Here is a 22,140-nt window from a genome sequence, read left to right as displayed (position 1 = left end):
GGAAGTCATCATTCTTCAACTTTGAACCTGATCCTTAAACCGTATTTTCTGAATTAAATAACGGACCTTGCTAAAGTCCTTCGTTACAAACAATAAAAAAACCGGTTGGGGATAAATAGGTAAAAATGTTGATAATTAAATATTAAATCACGGTTTTAGTATTTTAATTCCCGTTTTCATTGACTATTTTTGTAAGTTGATTTACGTTTTTATGTCAGATATTATTCAGCTTTTACCGGATCATGTAGCCAACCAAATTGCAGCGGGAGAGGTGGTGCAGAGGCCTGCATCCATCGTGAAGGAACTTTTGGAAAATGCTATAGATGCAGAGGCAACGAAAATTGAATTGATCATCAGGGATGCCGGAAAAAATCTAATCCAGGTCGTGGATGACGGAAAAGGAATGTCTGAAACAGATGCCCGGATGGCATTTGAAAGACATGCGACCTCCAAAATCAAAGGAACGGAAGATATCTTTAAGATTGCAACAAAAGGATTTCGTGGGGAGGCCTTAGCTTCTATTGCTGCTGTTTCCCAGGTTGAGCTGAGAACAAAACAGAATGACGCTTCCATTGGGACCAATATCTATATCGAAGGTGGAGTTTTCCAGTTCCAGGATCCGGTTCAGACAGCAGACGGATCCAACTTTTTAGTGAAAAACCTGTTCTATAACGTTCCGGCAAGAAGAAAATTTCTGAAAAACAATAATATCGAATTCAGACATGTCATTGATGAATTTCAGCGTGTTGCCCTCGCTCACGAGAATCTGGAGTTTTCGTTATTCCATGATGATGAAGCGGTTTTCAGGCTGAGAAAAGGAAGCCAGATGCAGCGTATTGTAGATGTTTTCGGAAGAAAATTGCAGCCGCTTCTGATTCCGATCAAAGAAGATATTATCTGGTGTAAGCTTCATGGGTTTGTTGCAAAGCCTGAGGGAGCTAAGAAATCCAGAGGAGAACAGTTTTTATTTGTCAACGGAAGGTATTTCAAGAGCCCCTACTTTAATAAAGCAGTACAGGAAGCTTTTGAAGGACTGCTTCAGCCGGGATATGTCCCTTCTTTCTTCCTTTTCCTGGAGCTTGATCCGGAGAAAATAGACGTAAATATCCATCCGCAGAAGACAGAGGTTAAGTTTGAGGACGAACACCTTATTTTTGCGTTACTGCGCTCAACGATCAAAAGATCTTTAGGAATTTATAACGTTTCTCCAAGCCTTGATTTCGACAGAGATCCTGAATTGGATGAAATGATGAACAAACCCATTCCAAGTAAAGGGAACGGCGGTGGAGGAAGCGGTGTTATCAAAATGCCTGAGATCATTGTAGATAAGGATTATAACCCGTTCCTTGAGGAAAAAAATGTAGTACATCCGGAAGAAATTCAGAACCTCACGGAAATGTACCATCAGAATATTACGGCAGAGCCTTCAAAGATCAATCTGTTTGAAGATGAAGATTTTGACGAAGATTTAATGAGGCTCCCGAACGGCTATTGGCTGTTCAACAAAGGAGATGTAACCCTGATGCTGGATTTGGGTAGAATGCACAGGTTATTGGTTTCTGAAAACAATAAATCAACAAGGAAATCAAATGCCAACAGCCACGCCCTCCTTTTCTCTCTGGAATATCATATGAATGAAATTGAAAAAAATAAATACAATTCGTTCAAAAAATATCTTCCGGAATTAGGGTTTGACATGAAAATTGCTCATGAAAGCGTATTGAGAATCGATTCCCTTCCTGAAGGACTGAAAGAAACCCAGGCCATGAAATTTCTGGAGAACCTCTTTGAGATCCTGGATTATAAAACAGAAGAAGAATTTTTACAGTATTACCACAATCAGTGGAATAAAATGCAGTCGAAATCAAGATTTGATTTTCTCTATAAAAAAGATGCGGAACAGGTCATCAAAGACTTTACAGCATTAGGTTTCCCAGAGTTTTTGCCGGATGGGAAAAGGTGCTTCTATGAAGTTCCGTTTAATGATTTTAAAAACAAATTTTAAAAATTATGTTTAACAATATACCGCCGATCACAAGAAATATTATTATAATAAATGTTATCGTATTCATTGTCACATCGTTAATGGGGAATCAGGCCATTGCTTATCTTGCCGGGTTTTATCCTTTTTCTCCTTATTTCCACTCGTGGCAGATTATTACTCATATGTTTATGCATGGCAGTATTGTGCATATACTGTTTAATATGATGACATTATTCAGTTTTGGTCCTATACTGGAGCAGACTCTTGGGGATAAAAAATATCTGATACTTTATTTTGCAAGTGGTTTAGGGGCCTTTTTCCTGTTTAATGCATGGAATTTTGTGGAGGTTCAGCAAATTTCCAATACATTACAAGAGCTTGGCTTCAATGTAAATGCCTATTTATCTGGTGCAGGAGTCCGTTTTTCTGGGAATACAGATTCAATTCTTAGACAACAAGAACTTGTAGAAAGTCTTAAAGGGATCATGCAGATTCCTATGGTAGGCGCTTCCGGAGCTATCTTCGGAGTTGTAGCGGCATTTGCGACATTATATCCCGATTCAAAAATTGGAATCATGTTTATTCCGGTTCCTATCAAAGTCAAATATCTGCTGCCTATTATTGTTGTAATTTCTGTATATCTTGGTGTTTCCGGGAATGGCGGAGGTATTGCTCACCTGGCACACGTAGGAGGAGCTTTGGTAGGCTGGCTGTTGGCACGGATTTGGAAAAAGCATCTCTACAGATTCAATTAAAATAATTTTGTGAAGATTTTCCGACTCATACTTCTGATTCTCCATATTGGAATTCTGTTTTTGTTGCTGGCGACTTTACTGAATGCCTATATTCCGCCTAAGGTTTTTCCGTGGTTTAATCTGCTGTCCCTGGGTTTCCCGATACTGATGATACTGTACATCCTACTGACGGTCTTTTGGGTATTCAGCTGGAAAAAAAGAACTTTTGTCTTTATGTTTGTGGGGCTGGCTTTTTTGAACCCTGTAAAAAGATGGATTAATTATGCTGCAGATAAAAAAGGAAATGCGGATATAAAAATAGTTTCTTTCAATACCAGATCCGGTGGAGGAAAAGTAGGAGGGGCCATTCCCTTTCTGAAATCACAGAATGCAGATGTTATGCTTCTTCAGGAAGATGGTGGAGATGCATATAAATTTGAAGGTTATGAAAAAGTGAATCCGGGAGTTGGTCTTACTATTTTATCTAAATATAAAATCATCAGCCATAAGATCATAGAAAGTCACGATGAAGATGTAAAAGTTCCGGGATTGCAGGCTGATATAGAAATTGAAGGTAAAATATACCGGTTCGTTAATATCCATCTTCAATCCTTTCATTTTGAAAAAGATATGGTAAAGCTTAACGGAAACGCTGATACCAATGAGCAAAAAGTAAAAGATATTGTGAAAACGCTCATTCCTACTTTTAAAAAACACCAGACTCAGGTTGCTTTGATCCGGGAAGTTATTGACAATTCTCCATATCCCGTTATCCTTGCCGGAGACTTCAACTCCGTTCCCAATTCCTATGAATATTATCACCTGTCTGATGGGCTTGAAGATGCTTTTATTGAGGCAGGAAAAGGAAGTGCAACGAGCTTTCACGATTATAAATTTCCCATCAGGATAGATTATGTTTTTTCCTCAAAATCACTAAGTGCGGTTTCCTACAAAGTTGACCGTTCTGTCAGTCTTTCAGATCATTATCCGGTCATTGTTAAATTTTCAACAGGAAATAAATAATCATAAAATTAGTTAAAATTTGGCTGCTTGGTAGGATTTTTGCTAAAAAATATCCGTACCAAGACCGTTTTTTCATGAAGTCGAACCAGATATTACTTTTTATACATATCGCTGTTGCCGTATTGCTGTTATGCACCCTGGGAAATGCATGGATTTCGCCTAATCTTTTAGGCAATCTTAATCTTCTTTCTCTTGGTTTTCCCTATCTGATGGGTACGTATATTCTTCTTACACTGGTCTGGGTTTTTAAGAAACAGAAAATAGCTGTAGCTTTTGCCTTAGGTGCTCTTATCTTCTACAATCCTATCAGACGCTGGGTCAATTATTCTCCCAAAATAGAGAATGCAAAGACGATACGTGATATCAAAGTGTTAACCTTTAATGTGAAATATGGCGATTACGGATGGGATAAGGTAAAAGACTATATCAAAGAACAGAATGCCGATATTATTCTGGTTCAGGAAAAAGATACCAACCGTGCTATCAAAAAGGATCTGGTAAAATATCCTTCCGTTATCCTCAAAACAAAACATAAAATTGTAAGACAGGCTGAATTGATTGATGAGAAATCCAGAGGAAATTCCTTCTTTGCAGATGTGGATATCAACGGTAAAGTCATCAGAATTGTGAATGTATATCTGGAACCTTTCCGTCTTCATAAATCAATGTTTACCAAGCTGGATGCTTTGGGAATGGGAAATATCTCTACGCTTCTTTCGCATATGGTGCCTACTTTTCAGGCACATGAAGAGCAGGTGAAAAAGATCCGCAAAATAGTGGATATGTCTCCCTATCCTGTGATCCTGGCCGGAGATTTTAATTCGGTGCCCAATTCCTATGAATATTACAACCTGGGAAAAGACCTGCAGGATGCCTTTCTGGTTGCAGGAAAGGGGAGTGCAAGCAGTTTCCATGATTATAAGGTACCTTTGAGAATTGATTATATTTTTACCTCAAAATCAATTATTCCTTTAAGCTATAAAGTGGATCATTCTGTGAAATTATCGGATCACTATCCCGTAATTGCAGAATTTCTGTTAAATTAGTTCCATGAAAAATTTACTGTCTGCGTTTTTTGTTTTTATGATCCTGTTTATTGCTTGTTCCAAGAAAGAGTCACCAGGCTTTGGAGCAGAGCAGGAGGTTAAAATGCATTATGATACAATGGCTGTTGATTCATTCTCAAACGGGGCTGTTTCAGTGGATATTGCCCGTAAGATAAGAATGTCTTCGCCAGAGTATCTGGACTCTGTAAAACAGGCTAAAAAGATTGAAGAGGAAGAAAAAAAGCTGAAGGCAGAGCTTGAAAAAGAAAATAAAGCGAAACTGGAGGAAGAAAAGAAAAAGACAGAGGCTGAAAAGAAACAAAAGGCAGCCGAAACACCGGTGGCTAAAGAACCCCAACCATAACAGATCAAAATATTCCTAAAAATATACAATATGAAAAAACAAATCTTAGCAGCTATTGCAATTTCTGTATTTGCAGTTGCCTGCACAAAATCAACGACAAAAACAGAGCAGGTAGAAAATCCTGACGGATCAACCACCACTACAACTACTACCGTGACAGAAACCTCTTCGGGTGTTGACACTTCCAAGATCAATAAAGCCAAAGAAGATATGAAAACAAAAGTAGATGAAGCAGGAAATAAGATCGATGATGCCGCTCAGAAAGCCAAAGATAAGATTGATGCTACAGCAGATAAAACCAAGCAGGATCTTAATAAAGCGGGCCAGGATATCAAAAACGAAGCCAATAAGGTAGGAAAAGATATCAAAACAGGGGCACAGGAAGCTGGAAAAGATGCTAAGGAAGCCGCAAGAAAAGGAGCTTCGAAAGTAGAGGAAGCCGCCAAAAAAGTAAAAGAGGATTTAAGCAAATAAAAAAGGAAACCGCAGTTTAAGCTGCGGTTTTTTATGTTTAAAATTCTTGTAATTACCTTCGGTTGAGTTCCAGCAAAGGATCAATATATTCCCTGTCATTGCTCAGTCTCGGAACTTTGTTCTGACCTCCCAGTTTACCTTTGGATTCCAGCCAGTTGTAGAATAAATTATCTTTAGCAATATGAACGATCGGTCTTCTGAGTGTCATATTGTTGTATCTTTTGGCTTCATAATCTGAATTTATTTTCTTTAAATGCTCATCGAAAGCATCGGTAAAACGATCCAGATCATCAGGATACTGACTGAATTCAAAAATCCATTCATGGGCACCACCTTCGTTTTCCTTCATAAAAACAGGAGCTCCTGTGAAATCTGTAATCTGGGCGCCTGTAACCTCACATGCTTTAGATAATGCAGATTCTACATTAGTAATCATCAGCTCTTCACCAAAAGCATTAATATAATGCTTGGTCCTGCCCGTTATTTTTATTCTGAACGGATTGGTTGAAGTAAATACGACTGTGTCGCCAATCAGATACCTCCATAGGCCTCCATTGGTGGTAATAACCATAGCATAGTTTTTTCCAACTTCCACATCCTCCAGGCTTACGACTTTCGGATTGGAAAAATGGAACTGGTCCATGGGAATAAATTCATAGAAAATTCCGTAATCCAGCATCAGAAGCATTTCATCGCTGTCGGATCTGTCCTGTATCCCAAAGAAGCCCTCAGAAGCATTGTAAATTTCGTAGTAATTGATGTTTTTTCCGATGATCTGCCTGTATTGTTCCCTGTAGGGCTTGAAGCTGATTCCGCCGTGAAAAAACACCTCAAGATTAGGCCATAGCTCAGAAACATTAGTTACGTTGGTTTCCTTCAGGACTCTTTGTAGAAGAACCATCATCCAGCTGGGAACGCCCAGGATACTTCCGACATCTTCATTTTTTACTTCAGAAGTAATAGCTCTCAGTTTGCTTTCCCATTCTCCCATCAAAGAAACTTTTTTGCTGGGAGTGGTAGTGATTTCTACCCAAAACGGAAGATTATCGATTAAAATAGCTGATAAATCGCCAAATTTTGTGTTAAAATCTGCATACAGTTCGGAGCTTCCTCCCAAACGTAAATTTTTATAATTGAAGAGCTGATTCTCAGGATGATTGTTGGCGTAAATAGACACCATATCTTTTCCGGCTTTCATATGGCAATATTCCAGGCTTTCTGTAGAAATAGGAATAAATTTGCTCTTGGCATTTGTTGTCCCGGAAGATTTTGCAAAATGCTTGATATAGCCCGGCCAGCTTACGTCTTTTTGCCCTTGTCTTGCCTTTTCGATATAAGGTTCAAAATCTTCATAGGTCACAATAGGGACTTTATTTTTAAAATCCTGATAGCTTGAAATAGAATTGAATCCGTAGAGTTTACCGTATTCGGTATCTTCCGCATGAAACAGCTGGGAAAACAATATACCTTTCTGCGTCTCAATGGGATGGTCCATGAAATTCTGGATCTGGTCTATCCTTTGACGGATGAACCAGTTGACTACTGTATTGAAAAGTGCCTTGGTTGCCATTCCAACAAATATAATGATATTTGAATTTTCTGAGAATTTTTTACGGTATTAAATAAAAAAACCGTTACAAAATATGTAACGGTCTGATATTTAAGATATTGTTTATTAGCAATACTCGTCATAAGCAGCCTGAAGGTTGGCAGCAATAGCTCCTGCAGGGTTTCCTTCAATGTGATGTCTTTCCAGCATGTGAACCAATTCACCATCTTTGAAAAGCGCTACACATGGAGAGCTTGGCGGGAAAGGAGCAAGGTGTTTTCTTGCTTCTACTACTGCTTCAGTATCAAATCCTGCAAAAACAGTAGTTAAATGATCAGGTTTTTTATCTCCTGTCAAAGAGTATACTACGCCAGGTCTTGCAGCTCCGGCAGCACATCCGCATACGGAATTGATCACCAATAATGTAGTACCGGACTGCTTTAAAGCCTCTTCTACCTGAGCAGGCGTTGTCAAATCCTGGAAACCTTTATCTGTAAGTTCTGCCTTCATTGGCATTACTAAATCTGTTGGATACATATATTTTGTTTTTTATCAGTACAAAGTTAAGCATTTCTTTACGTTTGATCAATATATAATAACTATCAATGGATTAGGCATATAAAATTAACCCAATGTTAATACCGCAATAATATTCATAAAAATGTGAATTAAAATTAGGTATAATGAAATATTATTATTAAATTTGAAATGATTCTGAAAAACAGACGACCATGAAAAAAACATTTAAGGCTTTCCCTCAAGCAATCAACCTCTTAAGTACTGTCTGAAACAGGTAGTAGTTAATTTCTTTTTCAGTTTTTAATTAAAGCTGAATAACAAACTTTAATATCCAAAGAAAACGAAGCCCGGAACTGAAAAGTTCCGGGCTTCTAATCAAATCGATATGCAAAGGTTGTATATCCTTAGTTATGGAATGTGATACATACTGATCACATTATGAAAGCAGTTTCTTAGCCATCTCGGAAATACTTTTCCCGTCTGATTTTCCGGCTAATGTTTTTGAAGCAATTCCCATTACCTTTCCTAAATCTTTGACAGATTCGGCTCCGGCTTCTGAAATAATATTCTTCATTTCTGCTTCCAGCTCTTCTGCAGTAAGCTGTTTGGGTAAGAATTGTTCGATGACTTTCATCTGCGCATCTTCCACCTCAGCCAGGTCATTTCTTCCCTGTGCAGTAAACTGATCGTAAGAATCCTTACGCTGTTTTACCATTCTCTGAAGAATAGCAATTTCCTGTTCTGCTGTAACTTCTGCTCCTACAGCTTCAGTTTTCAGCAATAATATCTGTGATTTTACAGCACGAAGAGAGTCCAAAGCAACTTTGTCTTTTGCTCTCATCGCTGTTTTTATAGCTTCGTTAATTGTATTTTCTAAACTCATGGTTTGGGCTTTAGGCTTCAGGCAGTACGCAATAAGCATTTTAATCCGGCCGGAATAGCCAATAGCTTACTGCGTACAGCTTATAGCGTTTAATCTACGTCTTTATTTAAAAATCTGTTTTCTCTGATCTGCATAGAACCGTTGTTGTCAGACAGATACGTGTTGATATTCTGGTCTGAAGCATTGGTTCCGTCGATCGAAATATTTTTTCTTTTGAAAGCAGGAATAGATTCAAATTCACTGGTACTGTCAAAGCTCTGATAACGTGAGTTGAATTCTTTTAATTTATTTCTTCTTTCAATGACTCTGTCCTGATCAATCGTCTTGTTCACAAAAGTGAATTCCGATTCTTCAGTTTTTGGAGTCTCAATTTCTGTTTTAGTTTCAAAAGTTGATCTGATTTCGGCTTTAGGCTCTTCCTGCTTCTGGTAGAATGTTTCAATTTTCTGCGCAGGTTCTGCTACCGCGCTTGTAGGAGCATTAAATTCTGCCTTAGGCTGCCCGAAATCATTTTTAGGCTCATTTCTGGTCGGTTCATTTACGAAGAAGCTGAACTCAACAGGTTTCTCTTCTGAGAAAGAATTGTTGAATGTGTTCCCGGACTGAGGTTCATCTTTTTTATTTTCAAAGTCAAATGAGAAAGACTGGATCTCAAGATCGTTCGGATCATCATTTTCTTCGTCTACAGAGAATAAGCTGTAGGCATCCTGCTGATTTTCTTCCTCATTTCTCCAGTTTTGTTCTGGAGTATTGATGATATCACCTTCTTTATCAGAGAATTTTATTTCTGTTTTAATCTCTTCTTCCTCAATGATCATTTTTTTTTCAATAGAGGTAACCTTGAACTGTGGAGTATCATGGTCTTCATCATCTAATCTGAAATGACTGCTTCTTCCGGAATCGGATACTTCAGGAGCAGTTTCTCTTTCCTCTCTGGTTTTGAAAGGAGAAGACTTCGGAGTTTCAAAACTGTCATTAAGGTTAATTCTGATCTTTTCCGTAGGACCTGCAAATTTCTTATTCTCGTTGGAGAATCCTGTTGCGATAACAAGAACGCTTACCGCATCACCCAATTCTTCATCGGCACCTACCCCGAAGATGATATCAGCGGTATTTCCGGCTTCCTTCTGGATGTGGTCCATAATGATACCGATTTCATCCATAGTCACTTCTTCAGCCCCACTTCTGATCAGTAACAGAACGTTTTTGGCTCCTGTAATCTTATTATCGTTCAATAACGGAGAATCAAGGGCTTTTCTTACTGCTTCTTCAGCTTTGTTTTCACCTGAAGCAGTTCCTGTAGACATCAGAGCGGTACCGGAGTTCTGAAGTACGGATTTAGCATCTCTGAAGTCAATATTTACATCAAAGTAACCTGTAATAACCTCTGCCATACCTTTGGCCGCATTGGCTAATACTTCATCAGCTTTTGAGAATCCCTGTTTGAATCCAAGGTTTCCGAATTGCTGTCTTAATTTATCGTTGTTGATTACAATCAGGGAATCAACGTTGTTTTTCAATTTATCAAGACCGTTTTCCGCCTGCTCCAATCTTCTTTTACCTTCGAAGCTGAAAGGAACGGTTACGATACCTACAGTCAGAATACCCATGTCTTTTGCTACTTTTGCAATGACAGGGGCTGCTCCGGTACCGGTACCACCACCCATTCCGGCAGTGATGAACACCATTTTCGTGTTCTGGCCCATAGCTGCCTTGATATCTTCAATACTTTCAATGGCTGATTTTTCTCCTACTTCAGGATCAGCACCAGCTCCAAGACCTTCTGTAATAGAAGTTCCCAACTGTACTTTATTGGCTACCGGGTTATTATCTAAAGTCTGGGCATCTGTATTACAGATCACGAAATCTACCCCGTGAATTCCTTTCTCGTACATGTGCTTCAGAGCGTTGTTTCCACCGCCCCCTACACCGATTACTTTTATGATGGATGAATTTCCTTTTGGCAAATCAAATGAAAATCCTTGTGTACCTATATTTTCCATAACTATATTTTTAATAATTATAATTAATAATGATTAATGATAAGAAAAAATCGCCAATTGCTTATCATTCTTCATTTATAATTTACTCTACTTCTTCAAAGAATTTTTTTACTTTTTCCATAAGCGACTGTCCGAAAGTCAGTTTCGCTCTTCTGTTCTCCTGCTGTACGTTTTCTACAGGCTGTTCCTGAACCGGTGCTGCCTGCTGAACCGGCTGAACGGTTTCTGCCTGAGTAACAGCTGTTTCCTGCTTAGGCTGCTCAGTGACTGCTTCAATCGCTTCATCAGCATTCTGCTTTTTGTCCCTGATCTTTAAACTTTCCATCAGTAATCCGATAGATGTAGCAAATTCAGGGCCTTTCAGGTACTGATTTTTATCGTTGGCAATATATTCATTGGCAAAACCGATTCTGCTGTCAAAACCTGTTGTATAATTGGCCAGCTGGCGGAGATGTTTAAGGTTTGACCCCCCACCGGTAAGAACAATTCCTGCAATCAGTTTTTTCTTTTGTTCAAAGGCTCCGTAAGCTTTAAGCTCTGTATTGACCATTTCAAGAACTTCTTCTACTCTCGCATTGATGATCTGTGCTAAAGTTTTTAAAGAAATTTCTTTGTCCGGTCTGCCGTGAAGGCCCGGAATTGTTACAAAAGTACTGTCTTTTTCCAATTCAGGAACAGCCGAACCGAATTTTACTTTCAATTGTTCTGCATGTTTCTCAATAATGGAACATCCTTCTTTGATATCTTCTGTAATAATTCCGCCACCGTATGGAATAACACAGGTATGGCGAATGATATTGTCTTTAAAGATTGCAATATCTGTGGTACCCCCACCAATGTCAACAATAGCCACACCGGCTTCTTTTTCTTCTTTGGTAAGAACAGCTTCCGAAGACGCTAAAGGCTCCAGAGTAAGGGCTTCCATCTCTAATCCTGCTTCACGGACGCATCTTGCAATGTTTCTGATGCTTCCCATCTGCCCTACTACAACGTGGAAGTTGGCCTCCAAACGTTTTCCGTGCATCCCGACAGGTTCCTGAATTTCCCCTTCGGAATCCACTTTATATTCTTGAGGAAGTACGTGGATAATTTCTTCTCCAGGAAGCATTACCAGTTTTTTCACCTGATCTTTTAATGCTTCAATGTCGTCGTCTGTAATAAATTTATCCGGATGTTCACGCATAATATAATCGGAGTGCTGCAGAGAACGTATGTGTTTTCCTGCAATACCTACCGTAACTTTGCGGATAGGGACTCCGGCACTGGATTGTGCCTCGGATACTGCAGCCTTGATTGAATTAATGGTTTGCGAAATATTATTCACAATCCCTTTATGAACACCAAGACTTTTAGCTTTTCCTACACCGAGAACTTCTATTTTCCCGTGTGCATTCCTTCTTCCGACAATCGCGACTATCTTCGTTGTCCCGATGTCCAGACCTACTGAATACTCTTGATTTTCCATTTTTATATCGATTTGATTTTTTCTACTTTTTCCTTGATAGGTTTTGGGTCCTATTTTGTGTTAAATAGTCCTTTCGGACTGGGTTTATTCTATTTTCACCTTTGGTTTCGGCTTTGGCTTGGACTGTGCCGGCGCCGCTGTTTTTTTCTCTGTCTTTTTTGTTTCCTTTGTATGTGTTTTTGGTTTTGTGCTTTCTTTAGGTTTAGCCGGGGCCGAACTCACTTTTTTTACTTCTGCTGTCTTTGGCTTTACTTCCGATTTTTTAGCAATAGCTGCGGGAGTAGGGGCCTTTGCCAGTTCCAGCTTTCCGGCTTTCAGAAGACTGTCATTTTCTTTAAAGTAAGGGTTCAGGGTGGTGACAATCTGATTCTGGTATTTTACAGAAACCATGCTGTACTTCTGTGGGTCCTGGTACACCAGGTATTTTTCTACAAAAGTCTTGAATCCTTTTACTTTAAAATCAATATTATCTAAATCTCCGATTTCTACTCTGTAGTTTCCTTCACTTGTCAGAAGATTATAGCTGTCTTTATATTTCGAAATTCCGATAAAGTATTTCTTACTGAAATCATCTTTATCAATTTTTTCAACGAGCTCTGCCAGTTTCTCATATTCATCAGGCTGTACATTACCTGTTATCAGCATACAGGGATGAGAATAGGTTCTTGAAGTAGGGAATTCTATTCCTTTTTCATCCACATAAAAATCTTTTCCATCTTTATTGAGCCTGAAAACCGGAACTCTCTGCTTGATGTCCAGATTAAGTTTCCCGTTTAAATTCAGATACACGTTGGCACTATCAACTGCAGGAAGTGAATTGATCTTTTTTTCCAGTGCAGGGATATTAAGATCACCTACTTTTCCTGACGGGTTTTCTTTTTTTACGATTTCTCTGATGTCTTTCTCATCTACAAAATACACAGGAGTCTTTTCGCTCATTTTTACAGAAATCTTATTGTCTGTAATCTTCTGGCTGCTGAATCTCTTCAAGGAGAAACTCAGTAACAACCCCAGGATGATTACCGTAACAACAATTTTTAATATTCTGTACTTATTTTTCATATTTTTTCTTTAAACGCCAGGCGTAAAGTATTTCTATTTCTTTTTAGCAGAGATTTTTTTATTCTCTCTATAATTTATTTACAATCCGTTTTACACCATTTTTAAATAACACTGAATGAAAGTTTAAAATCATTCCTAATCTCAGATCTGTTATTCTCAAATAATTTAAAAGCTGAAAGAAATGATAATCATTAATTTCCGGAATTGCTTTTATTTCAATTATTACTTTGTTTTCAACTAATAAATCTACTCTGAACGCTTTAGGGATTTTTAGTTCATCATATTCAATATCAATATTTTTTTGACTTTCTATATATAATCCTCTTTTTTTCAATTCATAGACCAGGCATTCTTCATATACATTTTCATAAAGGCCTATTCCAAGCGTACGATGTATTTTCATTCCGGCATCGAAAACAATACCTGAAATTTCATTTTCTATCATACATTGTGTTTTTTTATTTTAACGCTATGATCGCAAAGGATCTTTATTTTTTCCCGTTCGCAAAGGCGTTTCACTCAGCAACGGTTGTACTTTTTATAATTTTATTATTAATATATCTATTATTCCATTTTACTTTCATTGTTAAGTGTAACGCCTCTGCGCCCGTAAAATATTTACTTTTTTAAATTTCTTTGCGAGCACTGCGTTTATACTCAAATCTTTTCTATCCAATCACAGATAGGGTCGTATAGCGTATCTATATTTCCTGCACCTACTGTAAGAAGGATGTCAAAATCTTTTTCTTTTATTTTTTCAAAAGCATCAGATAAAGCCGATACTTCTTTTTTATCTAATGTTACTTTTTCAAGCAGCCAGTTTGAGGTAATGCCTTCAAAATTTTCCTGAAGTTCTCTTGCAGGATATATATCCAGAAGGATCAGTTCGTCTGCTTTACTTAAACTTTCTGCGAAACCGTCAGCGAAATCTCTTGTTCTGCTGAACAGGTGAGGTTGGAAGGCTACCAGGAGTTTTTTATCAGGGTAAAATGTTCTGATTGAGCCCATTACAGCGTTGATCTCTGTAGGGTGGTGGGCATAGTCATCAATATAGATTTTCCCGTTTTGATAAATATGTTTGGTATATCTTCTTTTAATTCCTTTAAAATTGGCAATTGCCTTTTTCAGCGTATCAAAATCTGCGCCTAAATTATGCAGAATAGCCAATGCTACAGTAGCATTTTCCACATTATGGATTCCCGGAATTTCCCATACAAAATCTTTTATGGTTTCTGTAGGAGTATGGAAATCAAAATAAATCTTATCATGATCCATACGAAGGTTATCCGAATAGTAATCTGCCTGCTCATTTACAGCATAGGTCTGATGGTTTCTGCCGATCTCGATACCTTTTCTTACAAACAGCTGTCTGTCTTCAGGGACCAGAGCGGCAAATTGTCTGAAACCTTCTTCAATATGACTTTTATCTCCATAAATATCCAGATGATCAGCATCTGTGGAGGTAACTACTGCCCAATCCGGGGAAAGATTCAGGAAGCTTCTGTCATATTCATCTGCTTCTACAACGGAATAAGTAGAGCCATTGTACAGAAAGTTAGATTTGAAGTTCTCAGAAATACCGCCTAAAAAACATGAGAATGGCAGATCTGCTTCCTTGCATAAATGCGCCACAAGAGTAGACGTTGTTGTCTTTCCATGGGTTCCGGCAATGGCAATACAGTCTGTATTTTCCGTGATGAGCCCTAAAACCTTAGCTCTTTTTAAAACTTCAAAGCTGTTTTGGTTGAAGTAATCTAAAATTCCAAGTGTTTTGATTGCCGGAGTATAGATCACCAGTGTATTTTCTTTCTGAAGACCTGTTATCTTTTCATCAATGGTATCTTCGAAAACAATATCAATACCTTCATTCATCAGATTTTGAGTAAGCTTGGTGTTGGTTTTATCATAACCCAATACTTTTTTTCCGGATGCATTGAAATAGCGTGCCAGGGCACTCATTCCGATACCTCCGATTCCAACGAAGTAAAAGTTTTGATATGTTTCTAAATTCTTCATTATTTTATTACTTTAAAAATCTCATCTACAATCTCTTTTGCGGCATTTGGTTTGGCAAAATATTTAAGATTGTCAGACATTTCTTTTCTTACATTTTCATTTTCGCAGATTTCTGAAAGGGTATTCCAGAATTTGTCCTGCATTTCAGAATCTTTTACCATTCTGGCTGCATTTTTTTCAACCAGGTTCATGGCATTTTTGGTTTGGTGGTCTTCCGCTGCAAAAGGGAAGGGAACCAATAAAACCGGTTTTTGGGCCACTGCCAATTCTGAAATAGCAATAGCTCCGGCTCTTGAAACAATGATATCTGCTGCAGAATAGGCCAGCTCCATATCTTTGATGAATTCTTTAAGATGAATGGAGGCTGGAAGCTGAAGGTTGGAGGATAATTCATTATAATCCAACTTTCCGGTTTGCCAGATCAGCTGATAGCCTTTTCCTTTTAGTTTTTCAAGGTTTTCTTTCCAACCGTTATTTAAAGTTCGGGAACCTAAAGAACCTCCTACGGACAGTATCGTAAGCCTATCCTTGTCTAATCCCATTTTTTCCTTTGCCTGAGCGGTTTCCTGCATTCCTGAAATAATATTTTCACGAATCGGATTTCCCAGGAATTTTATTTTTTCAGCAGGAAAGCCTTCTACTTTCGGGTAGGCTGTAAAAACGGCTTTGGCCTTCTTGCTTAAGATTTTATTGGTTACTCCTGCATGGGCATTCTGTTCCTGAATGAAAATCGGAATCCCCAGCTTGCTTGCTTCATACAAAGCGGGTCCGCTGGCAAATCCCCCTGTTCCTACAGCAAAGTCCGGAGCGAAGTCTCTAATGATCTTCTTTGATCTGGATAAACTTTTCAGAATTTTGAAAGGTAATCCAAGGTTAGACAGCATATTTCCCCTGTCGATTCCTGCGATATCGATTCCTTCTATTTTGTAGCCTGCCTGCGGAACTTTTTCCATTTCCATTTTTCCGTTGGCTCCGATGAACAAAAATTCTGCATCAGGAAATCTTTTTCTGATTTCATCTGCGATGGCGATGGCAGGAAAGATGTGTCCTCCTGTTCCTCCGCCTGATAGTAATATTTTTAGTTTTTTGTTCATTTTTTAAATAATAGGACTTTGTCCGATTTGGGGTTAAATCGTCCCTTTGGGACTCTTTGGTTTATGCGATATCGTTTATTTCTGCTATACTTTGTTTTTTGCCCATTCCTTCTTCATCATAGATCTGAATTCTTGAGCTTATATTTAAAATAATTCCCAGCTGCAGGTAGGTGACCAGCATGGAGGTTCCCCCGTAGCTTATCAGAGGCAGCGGCTGCCCTGTTACCGGGATCAGATTGACTGCCACAGCGATGTTGACGGATAACTGTATAAAGATCATGACTCCGAGGCTGAGCACGAGCAATGATCCGAAGAACGCCGGCATTTTACTGGCGATCATGACAATCCGTATCATCATGATCAGGTATAAACTGATCAGGAATGCGGCTCCTATTACTCCATATTCCTCTACAATAACAGCGAAGATAAAGTCGGAGGCGGATTGTGGAAGCATTTGTTTCAATGCACTTTTTCCTGGTCCCATTCCGGTAATCCCACCGTGTACGATGGCTGCTTTTGCCTGCATTACCTGATAATTTTTGGCTTTTACGCTTTCGTCATCAACGTCTGCCGTTTTGGCTTTGCTGGAGGTAAAGGTTTCTATACGGCTCATCCATGTGTGGACACGGTTTCCGCCGATCATATTGGTATTCAGTGCAATCAGAAGGAAGAGGACAATGGCAACAAAAGAGGCGGAAATAAATCCTGCAATGTATTTCCAGTGAAGCTGACCGATAATGAGGACGATCACTGAAACCATAAGGATCATTAATGCCGTAGAACCGTTATCTTTTGCCACCAATACAAATACAAGAAGGATTGGCCCGAAAATATACATAATATTCTCTATAGGCAGTCTTTCTCGTGTGATCTTTTTGGTCAGGTATCTGCACAGGTAGATGATCAGCATCAGGAAGGCAAATGATGATGGCTGGAATGAAATGGGTGTTCCCGGGATTTTCAGCCATCGGGAAGCACTGGCCCCGTCAATGGTCTGACCGGTAAACATGGTAACTATCAACAGAACAATCATTAACCCGAGCAGTATACTGCTGAGTTTTCCGATGTATTCATATTTTATAGTTCCTACAAGTCTCATAATGGCTAATCCTAAGACTACAAAGAACATATGTTTGATAACGTGGCCTGTAGTGGTCCCGTTATTGACAATGTATTCGAGATTTGAACTTGCAGAGTAAACAGGGAAAATAGAGAAAATGGAGATCACAAGAATGACCATCCAAAGTACTTTATCGCCCTTTAGAAATTCAAATCTGCTTTCTGTGTTCTGTTCGTCCATATGTAATGCTATTGGCTTCCGGCTAATGGCCATTGGCTTTTAATACCTGTTCTTTAAACTGGCGTCCTCTGTCTTCATAGCTTTTGAATAAATCAAAGCTTGCGCAGCATGGTGAGAGAAGAACGGTGTCTCCTTTTTTGGCCAGTGATTTTGAAATTTTCACGGCTTCTTCCATGCTTGAAGTATCATAAATAAACTCTTTTTTGTCTTTAAAGAAATCTATGATCTTTTTGTTGTCAACCCCAAGGCATACAATTGCCTTTACTTTTCTTTTGACTAAATCTTCAATTTCGGTGTAGTCATTACCTTTATCCAGTCCTCCAACGATCCATACGGTTGGAGTTTTCATGCTCTCTAAAGCATAATAGGTGGCGTTCACGTTGGTCGCTTTACTGTCGTTGATGTATTTTACACTGTCAATTTCAGTTACAAATTCCAATCTGTGTTCTACGGCCTGGAAGGTCATTAATGAATGTCTGATACTTTCATTGTTGATCTTCAGTATTTTACCTGCTATGGAAGCGGCCAGGCTATTGGCTACATTATGGTTTCCGAGAAGGGATAATTCATCAACTTTCATTGAGAACTCATCTTTCACTTTCACCACAATTTTATCATCTTCCATGTAACCTCCCTCAGACAGTTTTTCTTTTGTAGAGAAAGGGATCATTTTCGCTTTTATCTCAAGTTTTTCGAGAAGGTTTTTGCTCATTTCATCATCTTTGTTATAGATGAAGAAATTGTCGTTTTCCTGATTTTCAGTGATTCTGAATTTTGCCAGCGCATATTCTTCATAGTTGTAATTGTACTGATCCAGGTGATCCTGAGACAGATTTAACAATAAAGAAATATACGGTCTGAAGTTCTGAATATCATCCAACTGGAAAGAGCTTACTTCCAGTACATAATATTCATGGTTTTCATCAGCAACCTGTCTGGCAAAACTATACCCGATATTTCCGCCCAAACCTACATTCAATCCGTCATTTTTAAGGATATAGTAGATCAGTGAGGTTGTTGTTGTTTTTCCGTTGCTTCCGGTAATGGCAATGATCTTGGCATCTGTAAATTCTGAGGCAAATTCAATTTCAGAGGAAAGTCTTATTCCTTTGTCATGAATTTTATGGATGATTTCTGCCTTTTTCGGAATTCCCGGGCTTTTTACGATCCAGTCTGCATTTAAAATTCTTTCTTCATCGTGGTTTCCCTCTTCAAATTCAATTTCATTATCGGTAAGAAACTGCTTATAGTTATCCTTAATGGCTCCTTTATCTGAAAGAAATACTTCCAGACCTTTCTTTTTAGCCAAATAAGCAGCACCGCATCCGCTTTCTCCACCTCCTAAAACAACTATTTTCATATTATTTTGATTTAATGATTAAAAGATTTAACGATTAAAAAATGTTCAATGTTTGAATCTTTTAATTTTTAAATTGATTTTTTATCTCATTTTTAATGTGATCAGACATACAATTGCCAGTATTACGCCGATGATGATCATCCTGTTCACGATTTTACTTTCGTGAAAGCCTTCTTTCTGATAATGGTGGTGTAACGGGGACATTTTAAAAAGTCTGTTGTTTTGGGCATATTCCAACCCGTATTTTCTTTTTCTGTATTTGAAAACAATCACCTGAAGCATTACAGAAAGGTTTTCAATCAGGAAGATTCCGCATAACACGGGAATCAGTAATTCTTTTCTTAAAATAATAGCTAAAACGGCAATTACCCCTCCCAGCATTAAGCTTCCGGTATCTCCCATGAAAACCTGTGCAGGATAGGTATTGTACCAGAAGAAGCCTATAACGGCACCTACCATGGCTACTGCAAATATGGTGGTTTCTCCCATATTCGGAAGGAACATGATATTGAGGTAATCTGCAAAGATGATGTTCCCGGAAAGGTAAGCGAAAAGGGCCAGCGTGAGCAGTATAATGGCACTGGTTCCTGCTGCGAGGCCATCAATCCCGTCGGTAATATTGGCTCCGTTCGAAACGGCTGTTACAATGAAAATTACAATAGGGATAAAGACAATCCATGCCCACTCATGGGCATCTTTATCGTTCATCCAGAATAAAATTCCGCTATAGTCGAATTCATTATTCTTTGCAAAAGGAACGGTGGAAACCGTAATTTTTTCTGTAGGCATGAAGTTCTGCTCCACATTGTTTCTGTTCACCACTTTGGCATCTGCATATTTTCTTTTTACTGTAATGTCCGGGTGGAAATACATTGTAACTCCTACAATTAACCCTAATCCTACCTGGCCTACGATTTTGAATTTCCCACTTAAGCCGTCTTTATTTTTTTTGATTTTCTTTAAATAATCATCAAGGAAACCAATAGCTCCCATCCAGAACATTGAAACCAGCAGCAGGACAATATATACATTGGTAATTCTTGTAAACAGCAATACCGGAATAATGGTTGCCAGAATGATGATGAGTCCTCCCATGGTAGGAGTTCCTTCTTTCTGTTTCTGCCCATCAAGTCCAAGGTCACGTACCAGTTCTCCCATTTGTTTTGTTCTCAGGTAGTTGATCACTCTTTTTCCGTAAACAAGAGCAATGATCAGTGAGAGCAATACTGCCATCCCGGCACGGAAGGAAATGTATTTCAACATTCCTAATCCCGGAACATGGATGCCATGGCTGGTCAGATATTCGTATAGATAGTATAGCATGTTTCTGTTTTTTTATTATTTAAAAATTTAATTTATTTAAAGATTTAAAGATTGGGCTTCTCAATATTTTCACTTAAATACTTAATAAAGTTTGATATGTTTGAAGAAAATTCTCTTGAAAGGGTAATGATTTCTTCAGCTTTATTTTCGTCACCTAATTTTAATCTTTTACTTACAATCAGCATACTTTTTACTTCTGCACAGCTGCCTTTTGCAATTTTTAAATATCTAATAAATTGTCTGTTATTATTATATTCTGAGCCTTCCGCAATATTGTTGCTAATTGAAAAACTCGCTCTTTTTATCTGGTTATTAAATTCAAATTCTTTTTTAAAACCTGGATTTTGAAGAAACTCATACACTTTTTGAATAAGATCTAAACTTTTGATATATACCGGGAAATCTTCAAAATTCTTCGTCATTATCAAATTTTTAAATTTTTAAATGAGTTTAATCTTTAATCTATTTGGACATTAATTTCCAAAGCTCATTAATCACTTCTTTGTCGTCAAAATGATGTTTTACACCATTGATCTCCTGATACGTTTCGTGGCCTTTTCCGGCAACTAAAACAATATCTTTGGGTTCTGCGAACCTGATGGCCATTTTGATGGCTTCTTTTCTATCCGGAATTGAAGTGTATTTGCTGAAGTTTTGTGGTTCAACTCCTGCTTCAATTTCTTTGATAATCTGTCCCGGGTCTTCTGTTCTCGGGTTATCTGATGTGATGATTGCCAATGTTGATTTTTTAGTGGCAATATTTCCCATTTCCGGTCTTTTGGAGTGGTCTCTGTCTCCTCCGCAACCGAAAACGGTGATCAGTCTCTCATTTTTTGTTCTGATATCGTTGATGCTGTCCAGGATGTTTTCTAAAGCATCCGGAGTGTGGGCGTAGTCTACGATAAAGAAAATTCCACCATCCGATTTGAATGTTTCAAATCTTCCGTTCACTCTTTTTAATTTGCTGACAGCCTGAAGAATTTCATCCTGTTCAAAACCGAGTTCAGCAGCAATTCCGAATACAAGCAATAGATTGTACACATTGAACTTTCCTGTCAGTGTCGTCCAGAATTCTTTTCCGTTGAAGTTCAGCAGCATACCGTTGAAATCCACTTCCAATAATTTTCCGTGGTAGTCTGCCATTGTTTTCAAAGCATAAGACTTCTTTTTTGCCTTAGTGTTCTGAAGCATGACATTGCCGTTCTTATCATCTACATTGGTGATGGCAATAGCGGTATCTTCAAGCTCATCGAAGAATCTTTTTTTCGTTTTCAGATATTCTTCGAAGGTTTTATGATAATCTAAATGATCATGGGTAAGGTTGGTAAAGCCTGCTACTTTGAAATGAAGGCCCTCAATTCTGTTTTGAGCGATTCCGTGAGAACTTACTTCCATGAAAGCAAATTCGCATCCTTTCTCCACTGCTTCCGCCAATATTTTGTTGATGGTAATTACATCCGGAGTGGTGTGGGTTGCCGGAATAATTTCTTCTCCAATTCTGATTTCAACGGTTGATAACAGAGCAGAATCATATCCTAAATTTCTGAAAACATCAAAAAGAAGAGTAGAAACAGAGGTTTTTCCGTTTGTTCCTGTAACTCCGATCAGTTTTAATTTTCTAGACGGATTTCCATAGAAGTTAGAAGCAAGATGCCCCAATGCTTTAGCGGAGTCTTTAACTTTGATATAAGTAACGTGTTCTGCCAGTGTTTCAGGGAATTCTTCACAAACAATTGTGGTTGCTCCTTTTTCAATGGAAGATGCAATGAACGAATGCCCGTCCACTACTGTACCTCTTATAGCGATGTAAAGAGAGTTTTCTGTAACTTTTCTGCTGTCGAATACCAGTTCGCTTACTTCACGGTTGTTGTCACCGTGGATTTCTACTACCGGAATTCTGTTTACTAATTCTGTTATAATCATTTTTATCAACAGGACTTT

At 38.3% G+C, this 22,140-nt stretch carries 20 protein-coding genes; 6 read left to right on the top strand and 14 right to left on the bottom strand.

The features are described from left to right. Nucleotides 1–211: 211 nt before the first annotated feature. The 6 genes from mutL to BBI00_RS15535 all read left to right on the top strand — a co-directional run bounded on the left by mutL (nt 212) and on the right by BBI00_RS15535 (nt 5,625). A complete protein-coding gene (gene mutL / locus BBI00_RS15560; protein WP_065399805.1) occupies nt 212–2,005 on the top strand; it encodes a DNA mismatch repair endonuclease MutL in 1,794 nt (597 codons plus the stop codon). A gap of 5 nt (nt 2,006–2,010) precedes the next feature. After that, complete coding sequence (locus BBI00_RS15555; protein WP_065399804.1) at nt 2,011–2,739, top strand: rhomboid family intramembrane serine protease; 729 nt, start codon at nt 2,011–2,013, stop codon at nt 2,737–2,739. A 9-nt stretch (nt 2,740–2,748) separates the two neighbouring features. Then, on the top strand, nt 2,749–3,741 hold the full coding sequence (locus BBI00_RS15550; protein ID WP_065399803.1) for an endonuclease/exonuclease/phosphatase family protein: 993 nt from the start codon (nt 2,749–2,751) through the stop codon (nt 3,739–3,741). A 74-nt stretch (nt 3,742–3,815) separates the two neighbouring features. Further along, nucleotides 3,816–4,787, top strand: coding sequence for an endonuclease/exonuclease/phosphatase family protein (locus BBI00_RS15545; protein WP_065399802.1), 972 nt, complete (start codon nt 3,816–3,818; stop codon nt 4,785–4,787). A 4-nt stretch (nt 4,788–4,791) separates the two neighbouring features. Beyond that, nucleotides 4,792–5,151 (top strand): hypothetical protein, encoded by a 360-nt coding sequence (locus tag BBI00_RS15540; protein WP_065399801.1) that lies wholly within the window; start codon nt 4,792–4,794, stop codon nt 5,149–5,151. A gap of 30 nt (nt 5,152–5,181) precedes the next feature. Beyond that, nucleotides 5,182–5,625 (top strand): hypothetical protein, encoded by a 444-nt coding sequence (locus tag BBI00_RS15535; protein WP_065399800.1) that lies wholly within the window; start codon nt 5,182–5,184, stop codon nt 5,623–5,625. Between the two features lie 52 nt (nt 5,626–5,677). On the opposite strand, the gene BBI00_RS15530 is transcribed toward BBI00_RS15535, so the two are convergent. From BBI00_RS15530 to BBI00_RS15465, 14 genes are all read right to left on the bottom strand, one after another. Further along, on the bottom strand, nt 5,678–7,195 hold the full coding sequence (locus tag BBI00_RS15530; RefSeq protein WP_065399799.1) for a GH3 auxin-responsive promoter family protein: 1,518 nt from the start codon (nt 7,193–7,195) through the stop codon (nt 5,678–5,680). Between the two features lie 105 nt (nt 7,196–7,300). Further along, nucleotides 7,301–7,711 carry a BrxA/BrxB family bacilliredoxin gene (locus BBI00_RS15525; RefSeq protein WP_047099553.1) on the bottom strand — a complete coding sequence of 137 codons (411 nt, stop codon included), beginning with the start codon at nt 7,709–7,711 and terminating at the stop codon, nt 7,301–7,303. A gap of 418 nt (nt 7,712–8,129) precedes the next feature. Then, nucleotides 8,130–8,576 carry a GatB/YqeY domain-containing protein gene (locus BBI00_RS15520; RefSeq protein WP_065400392.1) on the bottom strand — a complete coding sequence of 149 codons (447 nt, stop codon included), beginning with the start codon at nt 8,574–8,576 and terminating at the stop codon, nt 8,130–8,132. Nucleotides 8,577–8,665: 89 nt separating this feature from the next. After that, a complete protein-coding gene (gene ftsZ / locus BBI00_RS15515; RefSeq protein WP_065399798.1) occupies nt 8,666–10,579 on the bottom strand; it encodes a cell division protein FtsZ in 1,914 nt (637 codons plus the stop codon). Nucleotides 10,580–10,661: 82 nt separating this feature from the next. Beyond that, nucleotides 10,662–12,044 carry a cell division protein FtsA gene (gene ftsA, locus BBI00_RS15510; RefSeq protein ID WP_065399797.1) on the bottom strand — a complete coding sequence of 461 codons (1,383 nt, stop codon included), beginning with the start codon at nt 12,042–12,044 and terminating at the stop codon, nt 10,662–10,664. Between the two features lie 84 nt (nt 12,045–12,128). Continuing rightward, nucleotides 12,129–13,106 carry a cell division protein FtsQ/DivIB gene (locus tag BBI00_RS15505; protein ID WP_065399796.1) on the bottom strand — a complete coding sequence of 326 codons (978 nt, stop codon included), beginning with the start codon at nt 13,104–13,106 and terminating at the stop codon, nt 12,129–12,131. 67 nt (nt 13,107–13,173) lie between these two features. Beyond that, entirely contained in the window at nt 13,174–13,551 is a 378-nt protein-coding gene (locus BBI00_RS15500; RefSeq protein ID WP_065399795.1) for a GxxExxY protein, read from the bottom strand. 212 nt (nt 13,552–13,763) lie between these two features. Next, a complete protein-coding gene (murC, locus tag BBI00_RS15495) occupies nt 13,764–15,122 on the bottom strand; it encodes a UDP-N-acetylmuramate--L-alanine ligase (RefSeq protein ID WP_065399794.1) in 1,359 nt (452 codons plus the stop codon). Beyond that, the gene (gene murG / locus BBI00_RS15490) at nt 15,122–16,216 is read right to left on the bottom strand and encodes an undecaprenyldiphospho-muramoylpentapeptide beta-N-acetylglucosaminyltransferase (RefSeq protein ID WP_065399793.1); all 1,095 of its coding nucleotides are present in this window, start codon (nt 16,214–16,216) and stop codon (nt 15,122–15,124) included. The genes murC and murG overlap by 1 nt, the downstream gene beginning before the upstream one ends. 61 nt (nt 16,217–16,277) lie before the next feature. Beyond that, on the bottom strand, nt 16,278–17,516 hold the full coding sequence (locus BBI00_RS15485; protein WP_065400391.1) for an FtsW/RodA/SpoVE family cell cycle protein: 1,239 nt from the start codon (nt 17,514–17,516) through the stop codon (nt 16,278–16,280). Nucleotides 17,517–17,538: 22 nt separating this feature from the next. Then, complete coding sequence (gene murD / locus BBI00_RS15480) at nt 17,539–18,876, bottom strand: UDP-N-acetylmuramoyl-L-alanine--D-glutamate ligase (protein ID WP_065399792.1); 1,338 nt, start codon at nt 18,874–18,876, stop codon at nt 17,539–17,541. Between the two features lie 81 nt (nt 18,877–18,957). After that, nucleotides 18,958–20,199: a phospho-N-acetylmuramoyl-pentapeptide-transferase gene (gene mraY / locus BBI00_RS15475; protein WP_065399791.1), complete on the bottom strand. Its 1,242-nt coding sequence runs from the start codon at nt 20,197–20,199 to the stop codon at nt 18,958–18,960. A 44-nt stretch (nt 20,200–20,243) separates the two neighbouring features. Further along, nucleotides 20,244–20,621: a four helix bundle protein gene (locus tag BBI00_RS15470; protein WP_065399790.1), complete on the bottom strand. Its 378-nt coding sequence runs from the start codon at nt 20,619–20,621 to the stop codon at nt 20,244–20,246. Nucleotides 20,622–20,661: 40 nt separating this feature from the next. Further along, nucleotides 20,662–22,122, bottom strand: coding sequence for a UDP-N-acetylmuramoyl-L-alanyl-D-glutamate--2,6-diaminopimelate ligase (locus BBI00_RS15465; protein ID WP_065399789.1), 1,461 nt, complete (start codon nt 22,120–22,122; stop codon nt 20,662–20,664). Between the last annotated feature and the right edge of the window lie 18 nt (nt 22,123–22,140).

Source organism: Chryseobacterium arthrosphaerae (genome assembly GCF_001684965.1).
GTDB lineage: Bacteria > Bacteroidota > Bacteroidia > Flavobacteriales > Weeksellaceae > Chryseobacterium > Chryseobacterium arthrosphaerae.
This window is presented reverse-complemented; position numbering and strand designations above follow the sequence as displayed.